Genomic DNA, 15,399 nt, shown 5'->3' on the forward strand with positions numbered 1-15,399 from the left:
TTTACCACGCCGACCGTAACACCCTATAATGTGCAACGTCTTTATTGATTGACCCACCATGACCACACAAGAAAAACCTGGCCAATTAGACCCTTCCTGGCAAGCCGTGCTTGGCGCAGAATTTGACAAGCCCTACATGCAGTCGCTCAAAGCCTTTCTGCAACAGGAAAAAAGCGCAGGCAAAACCATTTTTCCGCCAGGCCACCTGATCTTTAATGCGTTTAATCACACCCCTTTCGACAAAGTGCGCGTGGTCATTATCGGCCAAGACCCTTACCACGGCCCCGGACAGGCGCATGGCTTGAGTTTCTCAGTGCAGGCTGGCGTGGCATTGCCACCGTCATTGATGAATATTTTTAAAGAGATTCAATCGGACTTAAACATCCGCATGAGTGGCAGCGGTGATTTAACGCCCTGGGCGGACCAAGGCGTATTACTCCTCAACGCCACCCTGACCGTGCAAATGGCAAATGCAGGCTCGCACCAGAACCGCGGCTGGGAAACCTTCACCGACGCCGCCATTGCCGCGCTCAACGCGCAACGCGAAGGATTGGTGTTTGTGCTGTGGGGAAGTTATGCGCAAAAAAAAGGGGCCGTGATCGACCCCAATAAACATCTTGTTCTTAAATCCGTACACCCGTCGCCATTGTCGGCGCACCGTGGTTTTTTTGGCACTCGCCAGTTTTCCCAGATGAATGACTACCTGGCTTCACGTGGGCAGGCGCCCATTCGCTGGCAGCTTTAATTAAGGTTTAACCACCAAGGCGTTTTTGACCGACTTCACGCCATCCACACTGGTGGCAATCTTCTCAGCGCGCGCCTTTTGTTCGGCACTATCGACAAAACCGCTCAGAATCACCGTATTGTCTTTGGTTTCCACACTGATTTTGAAACTGCTGAGATTCTTCTCCACCAGGTATTTGGATTTGATTTTGGCAGTGATGGCACTATCCGCCGCTGCCTGTTTATTTTCCGCACCATCCACCTTGGATTTATAAGCGGCAAACTCGTCTTGATCCAGACTACCATTATGGTTTTTGTCCGCCCTGGAAAAGGCATTTTTGATGTCTTTATCTTTAGTCGCTTCCTTTTTGGACAGCTTGCCATTGCCATCACTATCAAGCGCTTTAAACGCTTGTGCATACGGCGCCTGCTCACCACGCATCTCATCAATCGTGACCGCAAAAGCCTGAGTATTTAACATGACACCGAATACTGCAACCAACCATGTGTTGTTCATCGCTTATTCTCCAATGTTTTAAAGTGTTACACCAACTTCCATGCAATCGTTTGCCCGGCGCGCAATGGCACCAGCACATCATCGGCAAACGGAATGCTTTCCGGCACCAGCCAGCCTTCTTTGCGCAAGGTCACTGTATCAGTGTTGCGCGGCAAACCATAAAAGTCTGCGCCATAGAAACTGGCAAAGCCTTCCAGTTTATCCAGCGCACCTGCCTCCTCAAAGGCCTCAGCATACAATTCAATCGCCGCGTGGGCGGTATACATGCCCGCGCAACCACAGCTGGCTTCTTTGGCCGATTTAGGATGCGGCGCACTGTCTGTGCCCAGGAAAAACTTGCTTGATCCGGAAATCGCCGCTTTCACCAAGGCCTCACGATGTGTTTCTCGCTTGAGTACGGGCAAACAATAATGATGTGGGCGGATACCGCCAGTAAACATGGCATTACGGTTCATCAGCAAATGGTGTGCGGTAATGGTTGCGGCCAGATTGGCCGGGCCGGCGGCCACAAACTCAGCCGCATCTTGAGTAGTGATATGTTCAAACACCACTTTAAGGCCAGGAAAATCTTTTAACAGCGGCTGCAAATGACGTTCGATAAACACTTTCTCACGGTCAAACACATCCACATCTCCATCGGTCACTTCACCGTGAATCAGCAAAGGCATGCCTTGTTTTTCCATCTCGGCCAATGCAGCAGCACATTTATGCAAACTGGTGACGCCAGAGTCGCTGTTCGTGGTCGCGCCAGCGGGATACAACTTCACCGCCTGCACCACACCACTTGCGCGGGCCGCCGCTATTTCTTGCGCGGGCGTATTGTCGGTTAAATACAACGTCATCAACGGCTCAAAGCTGAGCCCGGCAGGCAAGGCCTGCTTGATACGTTGGTAATACGCCAGCGCTAGTTCGGCGGTGGTCACCGGTGGCCGTAAATTCGGCATGACGATTGCGCGCGCAAATTGCTTGGCGGTGTCCGGCAACACCGACTGCAGACCTGCACCATCTCTGAGGTGCAAATGCCAGTCGTCAGGACGGGTCAGGGTGATTTCAGTAGTCATACGCTATTACCTTTTAATCTTGGCTTGCCGCTTTAAGCGCAAGCGCTGCTTCATATAATTCGTTTTTCTTCTGGCCTGTAATATCGGTTGCCAGCGCCACCGCCTGCTTGAGTGGCAACTCCTGCAATAGACGCTGCAATATCCTTAATGTCTCTTCATCCAGGCCATCGGGTTTTGCCTGCAGATCCGGATGTACCAGCACCACAAACTCGCCGCGCTGCTGATTGGTATCTGCATTTAACCAGTCTACCGCGTCTGTCAATAGGCAGGTATGGATGGTTTCAAAGGTTTTGGTCAGCTCGCGCGCCAGCGTCAATTGCCGTGCGCCACCCAACACATCATGTAAATCTTGCACGCACTCGACAATGCGGTGCGGCGCTTCGTAAAACACCAGCGTAGACGGAATCACTTTCAGCAATTGCAAGCGCTTGCGGCGCTGCGAGCCACTGGCTGGCAAAAAGCCTTCAAAATAAAAACCAGACTGGGCAATGCCTGCCGCCGACAATGCCGTAATCACCGCACTCACACCCGGCACCGGCACCACCTTAACGCCTGCCTGCCGAACAGCCTGCACCACCACGGCACCTGGATCGCTCACTGCTGGCGTACCGGCGTCAGTAATTAGTGCGATGGAGTCGCCCGCCAGCAAACGTTTAATCAAGCCTTGCGCAGACTGCTGTTCGTTATGCTCATGCACGGCCAGCAAAGGCTTGCTGATGCCAAAATGGCGCAACAAACCGACACTATGGCGGGTATCTTCAGCCGCAATCGCATCAACCTGTTGCAAAGTTGCCAATGCGCGCTGGGTGATATCGCCCAGATTGCCAATAGGAGTCGCCACTACATACAATGTACCAGTTTCATTCATACTGTTATTTTAAGACATCGTACCGGTTTCGCTAAGCACTAAAGTAGACGACAAAAGCAGACAGACCATGAAACTCAACCCAAACAACCAGGGACTGGCCGCAGAAAAAGCTGCTGCGCTGTTTTTACAGCAACAAGGATTGTCCCTGCTGGCGCAAAACTATAGTTGTCGCTATGGCGAAATTGACTTGATTATGCGCGAAGGCCAGACACTGGTGTTTATTGAAGTACGCTTGCGCAGCCACCACGGCTTCACCAGTGCCGCAGACAGCATAGACCAGCGCAAGCAGCAAAAACTTATCCGCGCCGCCCAGTATTACCTGCAACACCACGACCTCAATTGCCCCTGCCGCTTCGATGCCATCCTGTTCGACAACACACATTACCAGTCACCCAACTGGATTCGTAATGCAATCGACACATAAAAAGCGTAGAATTTTATTTATCATCTGCTGTCACACCCAACATCTTTAGTTTTTCTCGTAGATCAAGGAAGTTTCATGACTCAACACATTTTCACCAGAAAAGTCTCGGCTATTGCTTTGTTATTAATCAGCACCCAATTGAGTGGCTGCTTTCCAGCAGTGGTGGGCGGCGCAGCCGCTGGTGGCGCGATGGCAGCAGATCGCCGCACTTCAGGCATTTATGTCGAAGATGAAAATATCGAACTGAAAACACTGAAACGCTTGTCTCAATATATGGATAAGGCCTCACACATCAATGTCACCAGCTACAACCGTATTGTGCTGCTGTCTGGCGAAGTACCCAACGCAGGCCAGCTGACACAAGCAGAAACGCTAACGCGTGAAATCTCCAATGTACGTAATATCCACAACGGGTTGACGGTAGGTCCCGCTTCATCGATTGGCGACCGCAGCAATGACACCTATTTAACCACCAAAGTAAAAGCACGCTTTGTCAGCGAAAACCTGTTCCCGGCCAACGTGGTAAAAGTCGTCACCGAAGCGAGCGTGGTTTACCTGATGGGGATCGTCTCTGAAAAAGAAGCCAATGACGCGGTGGAAATCGCCAGAACCACAGAAGGCGTGACTAAAGTCGTCAAGGTTTTCGAATACACCAACTAAATTATTAACTTCGTTCTCAAGGAATTTGAATGGAAAATCAGGAAATCATTATTCAGGGCATTACATTGGCTGGAAAGCCTTTTCGCCCCAGCGACTGGGTGGACCGTATGTGCAGCACCTACGCCACGTTTGGCGATGACAAAAAGTTGCGCTACTCGCCCTACCTGAAGCCAAAGCTGGTGAACAACGTGCGCAGCCTGTCTGTGGACATGAAGTTGAAAGACGTGAATCCGGCCGGTTTTGAGCAACTGATTCAATTCGCCAAAGAGAACCAGCTCAGCGTGATCAATCCAGCTGGCGAAGCGGTCACCATTTAGTTTTAAACCTTATTTAGGCGCAGACGCGGCCTCCTTAAGCTGGTTTTCCAACCATTGCCTGCTTAAGGCGCCGCGTTTCACTTTATAAAGCGAGCCATCCGGCGCATAAATATAAGTCGTCGGTAGCACCTCCGGAGCGGGTATGGCAATTTTTTGCGCCTCCCCCAGCACAATCGGATAAGAAATCAGCATATCGTCAGCATACTTTTTCACGCTTTGTACGGATTCGTATTGCACAGCCACCCCTAGTACCACCACACCCGCTTTGGCATGCGCATCATAAAAAGTCACCAGTTCAGGCATTTCCTCCAGGCAAGGCGGACACCATGGCGCCCAGTAATTCACTACCACCCAACGCCCCGAATACTGTGACAACTGATGTACATGACCTGCCATATCACGCATAGTCCAGCCTGCTACTGGCGCCGCTGCCCAGGCCGTGCTCGTCAACAACCAGGCCACAACGACAATGAACAGTCTTGACCACAGGCCAGACCACTTGTTTTTAGTCAAAATACGCCCCATATTGAATAACGTAGAAGGAAAAACTTGATTATGCTGGAAAACTGTTGCTATACTAGTTGTTATCTCGTTTGGTAATTTCATCTTTCAGCAAATTACTAATTCAAACAATTTTTAGCCACACTTTCAAAAAATTTCTGTTTAAATCCATCTTCGATTTGATTTAAATTCTCCACCATTCTTACGAGGCAATAATGAGCGACAATATTACCCATTTAAGCGACGCCAGCTTTGAACAAGAAGTATTGCAGTCCACGATTCCGGTACTGGTTGATTACTGGGCTGAATGGTGCGGTCCTTGTAAAATGATCGCCCCGATTCTGGACGACATCAGTAAAGAATATGCTGGCCGCCTGAAAGTGGCTAAACTGAATATTGACGATAACCAGAATACACCGCCAAAATACGGCATTCGTGGCATTCCAACCCTGATGTTGTTTAAAAACGGCAATGTAGAAGCGACCAAAGTCGGTGCATTGTCCAAGTCTCAACTCAGCGCGTTTATCGACAGCAACATTTAATCTACTTACCCGGCTTCCAGTCTGCGAAGCCGGGTTTTCTTTTCAATCTCTCCGGCGTTTCTCAGTCTAGCGAGTTACTCATGCACTTATCCGACCTTAAACATCTCCCCGTGACCGAACTGGTCGACATGGCCATTGCCAATGACATTGAAAATGCCAGCCGCATGCGCAAGCAAGATCTTATCTTTGCGATCCTGAAAAACAAGGCTAAAAAAGGCGACAGCATTTTTGGTGACGGCACGCTGGAAGTATTGCCAGACGGGTTCGGCTTTTTGCGCTCCCCAGATACGTCATACCTGGCTGGCCCGGACGACATTTATGTGTCGCCGTCGCAAATCCGCCGCTTCAACCTGCATACGGGTGACAGTATTCAAGGTGAAATCCGCACGCCTAAAGATGGCGAGCGCTACTTTGCCCTGGTGAAAGTGGATAGCGTCAACAACGAAGCGCCTGAGAACACCAAGCACAAGATTCTGTTTGAAAATCTGACACCGCTGTTTCCAACAGTACCACTGACCCTGGAACGTGAAATCCGCGGCGAAGAAAACATTACCAGCCGCGTCATCGACATGATTGCGCCGATTGGTAAAGGTCAGCGCGCACTGCTGGTGGCCAGCCCGAAAAGTGGTAAAACCGTCATGCTGCAGAATATTGCGCATGCGATTACCGCCAATCACCCTGACTGTATCATGATCGTACTGCTGATTGACGAGCGTCCGGAAGAAGTGACAGAAATGACGCGTTCTGTACGCGGCGAAGTCGTGGCATCCACCTTTGACGAACCAGCGACCCGCCACGTGCAAGTGGCCGAGATGGTACTGGAAAAAGCCAAACGCCTGGTAGAACACAAGAAAGACGTGGTGATCCTGCTGGATTCGATTACGCGTCTGGCACGTGCTTACAACACGGTAATCCCTTCATCAGGCAAGGTGTTGACTGGTGGTGTGGACGCTAACGCCCTGCAAAAACCCAAGCGTTTCTTTGGTGCCGCCCGCAACGTGGAAGAAGGCGGTTCACTCACGATTATCGCAACAGCGCTGGTGGATACCGGCTCGCGTATGGATGACGTGATTTACGAAGAATTTAAAGGTACCGGCAACATGGAAATCCATCTGGATAGACGTATGGCCGAGAAACGTACCTACCCAGCCATCAACGTCAACAAATCTGGCACTCGCCGCGAAGAGCTGCTGCTGGACAAAGACGTGCTGCAAAAAATCTGGGTATTGCGCAAATTGCTCTACCCGATGGACGACCTCGAGGCGATGGAGTTCTTGCTCGACAAGATCAAGGCGACCAAGAGCAACAACGACTTCTTCGACAGCATGCGTCGCGGCTAATACTGTCCTGGACGCAATTATTTATCGCCCAGCTATTGATAAATCAATAAAAATCATAGATAATCGCGCGTTTACTGCAACTGCTTAAAGATTAGAGAGAAAGCATGAAAGCTGATATTCACCCAAATTACCCGGAAATCAACGTCACATGTAGCTGTGGCAACAAATTCCAAACCCGTTCAACCACAGGCAAAGACCTGAACATTGAAGTATGTTCACAATGCCACCCGTTCTACACTGGCAAACAGAAGATCGTGGATACTGCTGGTCGCGTTGAGAAATTCCGCCAAAAATACGGCATGTAATTTCGGCGAATATGGTCCAGAAAGGCAGCATGGCTGCCTTTTTTGTTTTTATAGCTAGGCATTTCAGGGGTAATATCACACTCTAAGAATGCGTTTATCCAGCGACCCACAACCCACCCATGCAGTTTTACATTGATCACGACTGGCAAGAAAACATGGCCACTCCGCGCGCCAAGGTCGGCGAGCGCGCCAAAACACATCTGCTGATTTTGCTATGCGCCATCTGGCTATGCGTCGGATTGATCGGTCACTCGCCATGGAAGCCATTTGAATCGCAATCTGCCAGCATCATTCAAAACCTGATCGAGCACCCATTCCTGTCTGCTGCCAGCTGGACACATGGCAACTGGATTGCCCCGGTCTCAGCCGGACATCCCTTACTGGAAACACCGCCTTTGTTTTACTGGGCCGCCACCGGTTTTGCCCATTTACTCTCACCTTTGCTGCCAACGCATGATGCCGCCAGGCTCAGCGTAGGCCTCTGGATGCTGGTCACCCTGATCATGACCGGGCTCAGTGGTCGTGAATTATGGAATCTGGGCGTAGGCCGTCAAACCAATTTTATTTTTATCGGCTGCCTGGGGCTGGTCGTCAGTGCCCACACCATGATGCCAGCTGTCGCTGCACTCAGCGGCATCACCATGGCCTTTTACGCGCTGGCACTGGTGATGCGCAAACCGATACGCGCCATGTGGTTGCTATGCACAGGCCTATTAATCGCCTTTCTGGCAGGCGGGGTCGTCCCTGCACTCACCATTATATTGTCTGTGCTTGGCCTGCTACTCGTGCCCGCCATTCGTCAGCACAAACCCACCTACCGGGCCATGCTGGCTGGCACCTTACTGGCCATGCCCGGTATCTGGTTATGGTGCTGGCTATGCCAGCAATGGGCGCCTGGCCTGTGGCACGCCTGGTGGCAATCGCAATGGCAATTCCAACTGCCGGGCAATCATGGCTACTTCTTAAGGACGCTGGCCTGGTATGCCTGGCCAGCTTTACCGTTTGCCATGTGGGGCGTTTGGCGCTTCAGGCAATCAGTGCTCAGCACCTACCGCTTTCAATTAGGTCTGATTTTCTTCGGCATTGCTTTTATCTTAATCGGCTTCATGAGTGACCGCAGCGAGGTCAGCGCACTGCCGCTGCTGGTGCCATTAACCGTACTGGCTGCGGGCAGCATAGAAACACTGAAACGCGGCGCCGCCGGTGCTTTAAACTGGTTCGGCCTGATTTTATTTGGAATTTTGATTGCCATCGCCTGGCTAGGCTGGTGGGCCATGCTCAACGGCTCGCCAGTGAAGCTTTATCAGCGCCTGAGTTACTTGTCAGGACTGGAAACCATCAGCTTCAGCCTGCTCTATGGTGCAATTGCTGTAGCGGTGACACTCATTTGGCTATCCATCGTGTTGCGCGCCAAACATTCCAACCGCTCCAGCGCCACCAACTGGGCCATCGGCATGACTTGCGCCTGGACGGTATTCATGAGTTTGTGGCTGCCAATGATAGAAGCCGCACGCACCTACCAGCCGCTGTTTGAAGACCTACGCAAACACTTGCCAGCGCATTACAACTGCATCCACGCACAAAATATCGGCGCGTCACAAGAGGACTTGCTGCACTATCATGCGGGCATACACCTGTATGCGGTCATACCTCCAAGAAACCAGGAGCAAGCCAAGTCTACGCAATGTGATTTGTACCTGATTGAAGACCAGCCAGGTAAGCGCCATGTATTACCAGGGGATGAATGGCGAGTGATTTGGGAAGGTGAGCAAACCCGCCAGAACCGGGAATCCTTCAGGTTATTGCAACGCCATTAAAAGCGCTGATGGGATGTCGGCAGCGCTGTTTAGTCTGGCGCCCATCATCCGATGGGCACATGCTGAAAAGGTTTATGCCTGTACGTGTTGCTGAATGGCCGCGATCACCCGCGGATGCAGGCCCTGCCCTTGATGTTGCTGCACATGCGCAACCAGTGAGTTAATCATGACTGAATTCCAGAATTTCTTCAGGTGGCTGGCAATCTCCAGCTTTGCCTCTTCCACATCAGGATTCGCCTCGAAAAAATCGCCAATCTGGTTGGCCATTTTAATTAGTTTTTCCACTTCCATAGGCTTACACTCTTTCTAGCAAGACTCACGTGCGTCAGTTTCTGACAGGGCGCCGCTATACACCACGCACTGCCCGATTTTGGCAAAACCAACCAACAAAAATCCATATTCCTGCGCCAGGTTGACAGCCAGTGCAGTGGGCGCAGACAGGGCAATCAGTGTCCGCCCGCCACACATCGCCACTTTCTGTACCATTTCGTAGCTGGCCCGGCTGGTGGTCAACACCCAGTGCTGGGCCCAGAATGTCGAAAAATCATATCCCTGGCGCAACAAACTACCGACCAGTTTATCCAGTGCATTGTGCCTGCCAACATCTTCGCGCACGCACACCACCTGCCCTTGCGCATCTGCAATCGCACTGGCGTGGGTAGCGCCTGTCAGTTGCTGCAATGGTTGCTGTGATTTCAAGCCAGTCAGCGCTGCATCAATGGCCGACGATGACACCGTCACCAACGGGCTGGTGGCTGATTTGGGCTGCTTAAATACTTGCTGCAAACTCTCGGCACCACACAACCCACATCCAGTACGGCCAGTTAAATTGCGGCGCTGCGCCTTCAGCAACGCAAACTGTTCTGTGGCCAATTCAATATGCAACTCTATGCCTTGTAATTGTCCGTTCGCATGAAATAAGGCTTTGGCATCTACGCCGTAAATCTGGCGACGATGCGTGATAATGCCCTCAGTAAACGAAAAACCATAGGCAAAATCCTCAAGGTCAGCCGGTGTCGCCAGCATGACCACATGCGAAATGCCGTTATATACGAGCGCAATCGGCACCTCTTCTGCCACGGCATCCGGCAAGGCGGACGACTGCCCCTCGCGCCAACGGGTCACATGCAGTGTACTGACAGCCTGTTCGGCAGCGATCGACTGCCATTCGCTGCTGGCTGGCAGCGGGCAATCCTTCACATCCATTTCAACGTTCATCAAGCTCAACTGCCATCAAGAAACAACCGTATTCGGATCCATTCCCGACAATTCAACTTGGGTGTCACTAAATGCACGGTAATGTTGCTGCCAATCCGACAGCTGATTGACTTTAGACACTTGTACTGCCGTCACCTTGTATTCCGGGCAATTGGTTGCCCAGTCTGAGTTGTCGGTGGTAATCACATTCGCGCCAGACTCTGGATGATGGAAGGTGGTATAGACCACGCCCGGCTGCACACGCTCGGTAATTTTGGCACGCAATACGGTTTGACCTGCGCGGCTGCTAATCCCAACCCAATCGCCCTCTGCAATGCCACGGTCTTCAGCATCGTGCGGATGGATTTCAATCACATCCTCATGGTGCCAGGCCACGTTTTGGGTACGACGTGTTTGCGCCCCCACGTTGTATTGCGACAGGATACGGCCAGTCGTCAGGATCAGCGGATACTTCAGGTTCACGCGCTCCGTGGTCGGCACATATTGGGTAATAAAGAACTTACCCTTACCGCGCACAAATTCATCGACGTGCATGGTCGGCGTGCCTGTCGGTGCTTCATCATTACATGGCCATTGGATACTGCCCAGTTCATCGAGTTTTTTGAAGCTGACACCGGTAAAGGTCGGCGTCAGCGCAGCAATCTCGTCCATGATTTCGCTGGCATGCACATAATGCATAGGGTAGCCAAGAGCGGCTGAGAATTTAGCTGTAATCTCCCAGTCTTCCATACCGGCTTCATGCTGACCATGGTCTCTGAGACCATTCTTAGGCGTCATCACTTTACGTACGGGTGAAATCCGGCGTTCGGCATTGGTAAAGGTGCCATTTTTCTCAAGGAAAGAAGCGCCAGGGAAGAACACATGGGCAAACTTGGCTGTTTCGTTGAGGAACAAGTCCTGCACAATCACACATTCCATACTCTCAAGCGCATGCGTCACGTGCTGGGTATCTGGATCTGACTGGGCAATATCTTCACCCACACAATACACGGCTTTAAAACTGCCTTCAGCCGCCAGGTCCAGCATATTAGGAATACGCAAACCAGGGTCAGCACTTAGTTTCACACCCCAGGCCTGCTCAAACTGCGCACGCGTTGCGTCATCAGACACATGACGGTAGCCTGGGAACTCATGCGGCATGGAGCCCATATCACAAGAACCTTGCACGTTGTTTTGACCGCGTAACGGGTTAACACCCACGCCTTCGCGGCCAATGTTGGCCGTCGCCATGGCAAGGTTGGCAATCCCCATCACGGTGGTAGAGCCCTGGCTGTGCTCAGTGACGCCCAAACCGTAGTAAATCGCCGCGTTCCCGCCGGTGGCATACAAGCGTGCAGCTTCGCGTACCGTTTGCGCTGGCACACCCAACTCTTTTTCCAGTGCTTCAGGGGAGTTTTCTGGCTTGGCGACAAAGTCACGCCAGGCGACAAAAGAATCCCATTCACAACGCGTTTTGACAAAGTCTTCCTGCACCAACCCTTCAGTCACAATCACATGGGCAATGGCAGAGATCATGGCCACATTGGTGCCAGGACGCAACTTCAAATGGTAATCCGCACGCACATGCGCTGAATTAGACACCAGGTCAATTTCACGCGGGTCGACCACAATCAGCTTGGCGCCTTCACGCAGACGGCGTTTCATGAGAGAGCCAAAGACAGGGTGACCATCGGTAGGGTTTGCCCCCATCACGAAAATGACGTCAGACTTCATCACAGAATCAAACGTTTGCGTACCTGCAGATTCCCCCAAGGTTTGCTTCAAGCCATAACCGGTCGGGCTATGGCAAACACGGGCGCAGGTATCTACGTTGTTAGTGCCAAACACCGCACGAATCAGCTTTTGTGTGACATACACTTCTTCATTGGTACAGCGGCTGGAGGTAATGCCGCCCACTGACTCTTTGCCATATTTGGCTTGAATGCGCTGGATTTCACTGGCGGCGTAATTAATCGCCTCGTCCCAGCCCACTTTTTGCCAAGGGTCATGAATGCTTTTACGGATCATAGGCGTGGTAATCCTGTCAGCATGGGTGGCATAGCCCCAGGCAAAGCGACCTTTGACACAACTATGCCCATGGTTGGCGCCACCTTCTTTGGTGGGCGTCATGCGCACGACCTGCTCACCTTTCATTTCTGCATCAAAACTGCAACCCACGCCACAATAAGCGCACGTAGTCGTGATTTTGTGCTCCGGCGTACCGGCGTCAATCACGGTTTTTTCCATCAAGGTCGCGGTCGGGCAGGCTTGCACACAGGCACCGCAAGACACACACTCAGACTCAAGGAAATCTTTGCCCCCGGCAGAGACTTTGCTGTCAAAGCCACGGCCCTGAATCGTGAGGGCGAATGTGCCTTGGGTTTCTTCACAGGCGCGTACACAGCGCGAGCACACAATACATTTAGACGCATCAAAAGTGAAATAGGGATTGGATTCGTCTTTCGCCTGGCCGAGGTGGTTTTCACCGTCGTAACCATAACGTACTTCGCGAAGCCCCACCGCGCCCGCCATGTCTTGCAGCTCGCAATCACCGTTAGCAGCACAGGTCAGGCAATCCAGCGGGTGGTCTGAAATATAGAGCTCCATCACGCCACGGCGCACATCGGCCAGTTTAGGCGTTTGTGTTTTGACCTTGAGCCCTGGCGCCACAGGTGTAGTACAAGAAGCCGGATAGCCACGGCGGCCTTCAATCTCGACCAGACACAAACGGCAGGAGCCGAACGGTTCCAATGAGTCAGTCGCACACAGTTTGGGCACGGTCACGCCGCCCAGTTGCGCGGCATGCATGATAGACGTCCCGTCAGGCACAGTCACGTCTACGCCGTCTATGTTCAGCGTCACCATGGTGGTGCTGTCAGACTTGGGCGTGCCGTAATCGGTATCCGCATTGTACTTAGGGGCTTGCGGCTGTGCAGAGGTATATTTGATGTCATCCATAACGTCATCCTTTGCTGCCCTTAGGCAGCAGCTTCTTTATTACTTAGACCAAAATCTTCAGGGAAATGATTCAAGGCACTGAGCACCGGGTAAGGCGTCATGCCGCCCAGTGCACACAAAGAACCATTGAGCATGGTGTCGGACAAATCGCGCAGCAACTGCACATTTTGCGGGTGATTTTTACCCAGCACAATCTTGTCCATGACTTCTACGCCGCGCGTGGAACCAATGCGGCACGGCGTACATTTGCCGCAACTTTCAACGGCACAAAACTCAAAGGCATAGCGCGCCATCTTGGCCATGTCTACCGTGTCATCAAATGCCACAATACCGCCATGGCCGAGTACGGCCCAAATCTTGGTGAATGCTTCGTAGTCCAGCGGCGTATCAAACTGGCTCTCGGGTAGATAAGCCCCTAATGGGCCACCGACTTGTACGGCACGGATAGGCCGACCCGACGCAGCGCCTCCGCCATAGTCATACAGTAACTCACGCAAGGTCGCACCAAAAGCCAGCTCGACCAATCCGGTCTGTTTTAAATTGCCTGCCAGCTGGATAGGCAAGGTACCACGCGAACGGCCCATGCCGTAATCGGCATAATATTGCGCGCCCTTGTCCAGAATAATCGGCACCGTGGCCAGTGAAATCACATTGTTGACAATGGTCGGCTTACCAAACAAACCTTCAATCGCAGGCAATGGTGGTTTAAACCTGACTAGGCCACGCTTGCCTTCCAGGCTTTCCAGCAAGGAGGTTTCTTCGCCACAGACATAAGCGCCAGCAGCACGGCGCACTTCGAGATGGAAAGTATGGCCCGAGCCCTGGATATTTTCGCCCAGGTAGCCCGCTAAATTCGCTTTACGGATGGCCTCATTCAGTGTTTTCAGCGCATGCGGATATTCGCTGCGCAAATAGATATAGCCTTGTGTTGCGCCCACGGCAATGCCGGCAATCGTCATGCCCTCAATGAGCACAAAAGGATCATCTTCCATGATCATGCGGTCAGAATAGGTACCAGAATCGCCTTCATCGGCGTTACACACCACATACTTCTGCTCAGCCGGGGCATTGAGTACAGTATTCCACTTGATGCCGGTGGGGAAAGCCGCACCACCACGACCTCGCAAACCAGAGTCGGTGACTGCTTTAACAATATCGGCACCAGACATGGCCAAGGCATTTTTGAGGCCTTGATAACCATCATGTGCCAGGTAATCTTCGAGCGAAAGCGGGTCAGTGATGCCCACGCGGGCGAAGGTTAAACGTTGCTGTTTTTTCAGCCAGGCCAGTTCATCGGTCAAGCCCAGATACAAGGGATGCGCTTTGGCTTTGTCAGCAAGTGCATTGGTAAACTCTGCATTAAACAAGCCAGCCACGTCTGAGGGCTGCACCGGGCCAAAGGCGACGCGGCCTTGAGCGGTTTCAACTTCCACCAACGGCTCCAGCCAGAACAAGCCACGTGAACCATTGCGCACTAGCGTGATTTCCACACCTCGCGCTTGCGCCTCTTGCACGATCTTTTTAGCTGTACGCTCAGCGCCCAGTGAAAGTGCGGTGGAGTCTATGGGGACATACACCTTAACCATGACACACCTCGCTAATTAATGCAGTGACCTTGTCGGCACTCATGCGGCCATACACCTCATCATCCAGCATCACGGCGGGCGAACAGCCACAGTTACCCAGGCAATACACTGGCAACAAAGTGAGATTACCGTCGGCAGTGGTTTGATGGTAATCGACACCTAACTTCGCTTTCAACTCGGCTTCGAGTTTGGCAGAGCCCATGGACTGGCAGGACTCAGCGCGACAGACTTGCAACACATGTTTGCCGATGGGATGGCTACGGAAATGATGATAAAAACTGACAACGCCATGGACCTCGGCCACAGACAGGGCCAGCGCTTTGGCGATCTCTGGATAAACGGTTTCCGGCACATAACCGATATCGTCCTGAATCGCATGTAACAAAGGCATCAGCCCACCCGGCACATGCTGGTGTGCTTGAATATGCGCCTGTATTTGCGCGTGTTGCTCGTGGCTTAATGTGTTATCCAAACCGACCTCACATTTAACTAGTTACAATTTAGTTACATTCTATCACCCTCGAATCATATCCTCTATTTATGCCTTGTGAAAGCCTAAAAAGGGCATAAAATACGAATTACT

Annotated in this window: 17 protein-coding genes; 8 read left to right on the forward strand and 9 right to left on the reverse strand. The window is 52.0% G+C overall.

Annotated features, from left to right (window positions below):
* Nucleotides 1-58 precede the first annotated feature (58 nt).
* Nucleotides 59-745: a uracil-DNA glycosylase gene (gene ung / locus INP79_RS14190; RefSeq protein ID WP_194754875.1), complete on the forward strand. Its 687-nt coding sequence runs from the start codon at nt 59-61 to the stop codon at nt 743-745.
* Here ung and INP79_RS14195 read toward each other — a convergent pair whose 3' ends face one another.
* Genes INP79_RS14195 through rsmI form a run of 3 tightly spaced genes read right to left on the reverse strand, consistent with a single transcriptional unit; the run spans nt 746 to nt 3,169 of the window.
* On the reverse strand, nt 746-1,240 hold the full coding sequence (locus tag INP79_RS14195; RefSeq protein ID WP_194754876.1) for a BON domain-containing protein: 495 nt from the start codon (nt 1,238-1,240) through the stop codon (nt 746-748).
* Between the two features lie 26 nt (nt 1,241-1,266).
* The gene (gene pyrC / locus INP79_RS14200; RefSeq protein ID WP_194754877.1) at nt 1,267-2,301 is read right to left on the reverse strand and encodes a dihydroorotase; all 1,035 of its coding nucleotides are present in this window, start codon (nt 2,299-2,301) and stop codon (nt 1,267-1,269) included.
* Nucleotides 2,302-2,314: 13 nt separating this feature from the next.
* Entirely contained in the window at nt 2,315-3,169 is an 855-nt protein-coding gene (rsmI, locus tag INP79_RS14205) for a 16S rRNA (cytidine(1402)-2'-O)-methyltransferase (RefSeq protein ID WP_194754878.1), read from the reverse strand.
* A 67-nt stretch (nt 3,170-3,236) separates the two neighbouring features.
* On the opposite strand from rsmI, the gene INP79_RS14210 reads away from it, so the two are divergent.
* The 3 genes from INP79_RS14210 to INP79_RS14220 all read left to right on the forward strand — a co-directional run bounded on the left by INP79_RS14210 (nt 3,237) and on the right by INP79_RS14220 (nt 4,570).
* On the forward strand, nt 3,237-3,593 hold the full coding sequence (locus INP79_RS14210; protein WP_194754879.1) for a YraN family protein: 357 nt from the start codon (nt 3,237-3,239) through the stop codon (nt 3,591-3,593).
* 75 nt (nt 3,594-3,668) lie between these two features.
* Nucleotides 3,669-4,253, forward strand: coding sequence for a BON domain-containing protein (locus INP79_RS14215; protein WP_194754880.1), 585 nt, complete (start codon nt 3,669-3,671; stop codon nt 4,251-4,253).
* 29 nt (nt 4,254-4,282) lie between these two features.
* Nucleotides 4,283-4,570: a DUF3579 domain-containing protein gene (locus INP79_RS14220; protein WP_019883505.1), complete on the forward strand. Its 288-nt coding sequence runs from the start codon at nt 4,283-4,285 to the stop codon at nt 4,568-4,570.
* Between the two features lie 9 nt (nt 4,571-4,579).
* On the opposite strand, the gene INP79_RS14225 is transcribed toward INP79_RS14220, so the two are convergent.
* The gene (locus INP79_RS14225; protein WP_228520042.1) at nt 4,580-5,083 is read right to left on the reverse strand and encodes a TlpA disulfide reductase family protein; all 504 of its coding nucleotides are present in this window, start codon (nt 5,081-5,083) and stop codon (nt 4,580-4,582) included.
* 203 nt (nt 5,084-5,286) lie between these two features.
* Here INP79_RS14225 and trxA point away from each other — a divergent pair, with 203 nt between their 5' ends.
* The 4 genes from trxA to INP79_RS14245 all read left to right on the forward strand — a co-directional run bounded on the left by trxA (nt 5,287) and on the right by INP79_RS14245 (nt 9,075).
* Complete coding sequence (trxA, locus tag INP79_RS14230; protein ID WP_018987391.1) at nt 5,287-5,613, forward strand: thioredoxin TrxA; 327 nt, start codon at nt 5,287-5,289, stop codon at nt 5,611-5,613.
* Between the two features lie 80 nt (nt 5,614-5,693).
* Nucleotides 5,694-6,953: a transcription termination factor Rho gene (rho, locus tag INP79_RS14235; protein ID WP_194754882.1), complete on the forward strand. Its 1,260-nt coding sequence runs from the start codon at nt 5,694-5,696 to the stop codon at nt 6,951-6,953.
* A gap of 104 nt (nt 6,954-7,057) precedes the next feature.
* Nucleotides 7,058-7,258, forward strand: coding sequence for a 50S ribosomal protein L31 (rpmE, locus tag INP79_RS14240; RefSeq protein ID WP_019883509.1), 201 nt, complete (start codon nt 7,058-7,060; stop codon nt 7,256-7,258).
* 119 nt (nt 7,259-7,377) lie between these two features.
* Nucleotides 7,378-9,075 (forward strand): glycosyltransferase family 39 protein, encoded by a 1,698-nt coding sequence (locus INP79_RS14245; protein ID WP_194754883.1) that lies wholly within the window; start codon nt 7,378-7,380, stop codon nt 9,073-9,075.
* 72 nt (nt 9,076-9,147) lie between these two features.
* On the opposite strand, the gene INP79_RS14250 is transcribed toward INP79_RS14245, so the two are convergent.
* Genes INP79_RS14250 through INP79_RS14270 form a run of 5 tightly spaced genes read right to left on the reverse strand, consistent with a single transcriptional unit; the run spans nt 9,148 to nt 15,288 of the window.
* Nucleotides 9,148-9,366: a formate dehydrogenase subunit delta gene (locus INP79_RS14250; protein WP_047516126.1), complete on the reverse strand. Its 219-nt coding sequence runs from the start codon at nt 9,364-9,366 to the stop codon at nt 9,148-9,150.
* A gap of 15 nt (nt 9,367-9,381) precedes the next feature.
* Nucleotides 9,382-10,293: a formate dehydrogenase accessory sulfurtransferase FdhD gene (gene fdhD, locus INP79_RS14255; RefSeq protein ID WP_194755079.1), complete on the reverse strand. Its 912-nt coding sequence runs from the start codon at nt 10,291-10,293 to the stop codon at nt 9,382-9,384.
* 15 nt (nt 10,294-10,308) lie between these two features.
* Nucleotides 10,309-13,230 carry a formate dehydrogenase subunit alpha gene (fdhF, locus tag INP79_RS14260; protein ID WP_194754884.1) on the reverse strand — a complete coding sequence of 974 codons (2,922 nt, stop codon included), beginning with the start codon at nt 13,228-13,230 and terminating at the stop codon, nt 10,309-10,311.
* A 20-nt stretch (nt 13,231-13,250) separates the two neighbouring features.
* Complete coding sequence (locus tag INP79_RS14265; protein ID WP_194754885.1) at nt 13,251-14,816, reverse strand: NADH-quinone oxidoreductase subunit NuoF; 1,566 nt, start codon at nt 14,814-14,816, stop codon at nt 13,251-13,253.
* Nucleotides 14,809-15,288: a formate dehydrogenase subunit gamma gene (locus INP79_RS14270; RefSeq protein ID WP_194754886.1), complete on the reverse strand. Its 480-nt coding sequence runs from the start codon at nt 15,286-15,288 to the stop codon at nt 14,809-14,811. The genes INP79_RS14265 and INP79_RS14270 overlap by 8 nt, the downstream gene beginning before the upstream one ends.
* Nucleotides 15,289-15,399: the final 111 nt, after the last annotated feature.

Source organism: Methylophilus sp. QUAN (assembly GCF_015354445.1).
In the GTDB taxonomy this organism is placed as follows: Bacteria; Pseudomonadota; Gammaproteobacteria; order Burkholderiales; family Methylophilaceae; genus Methylophilus.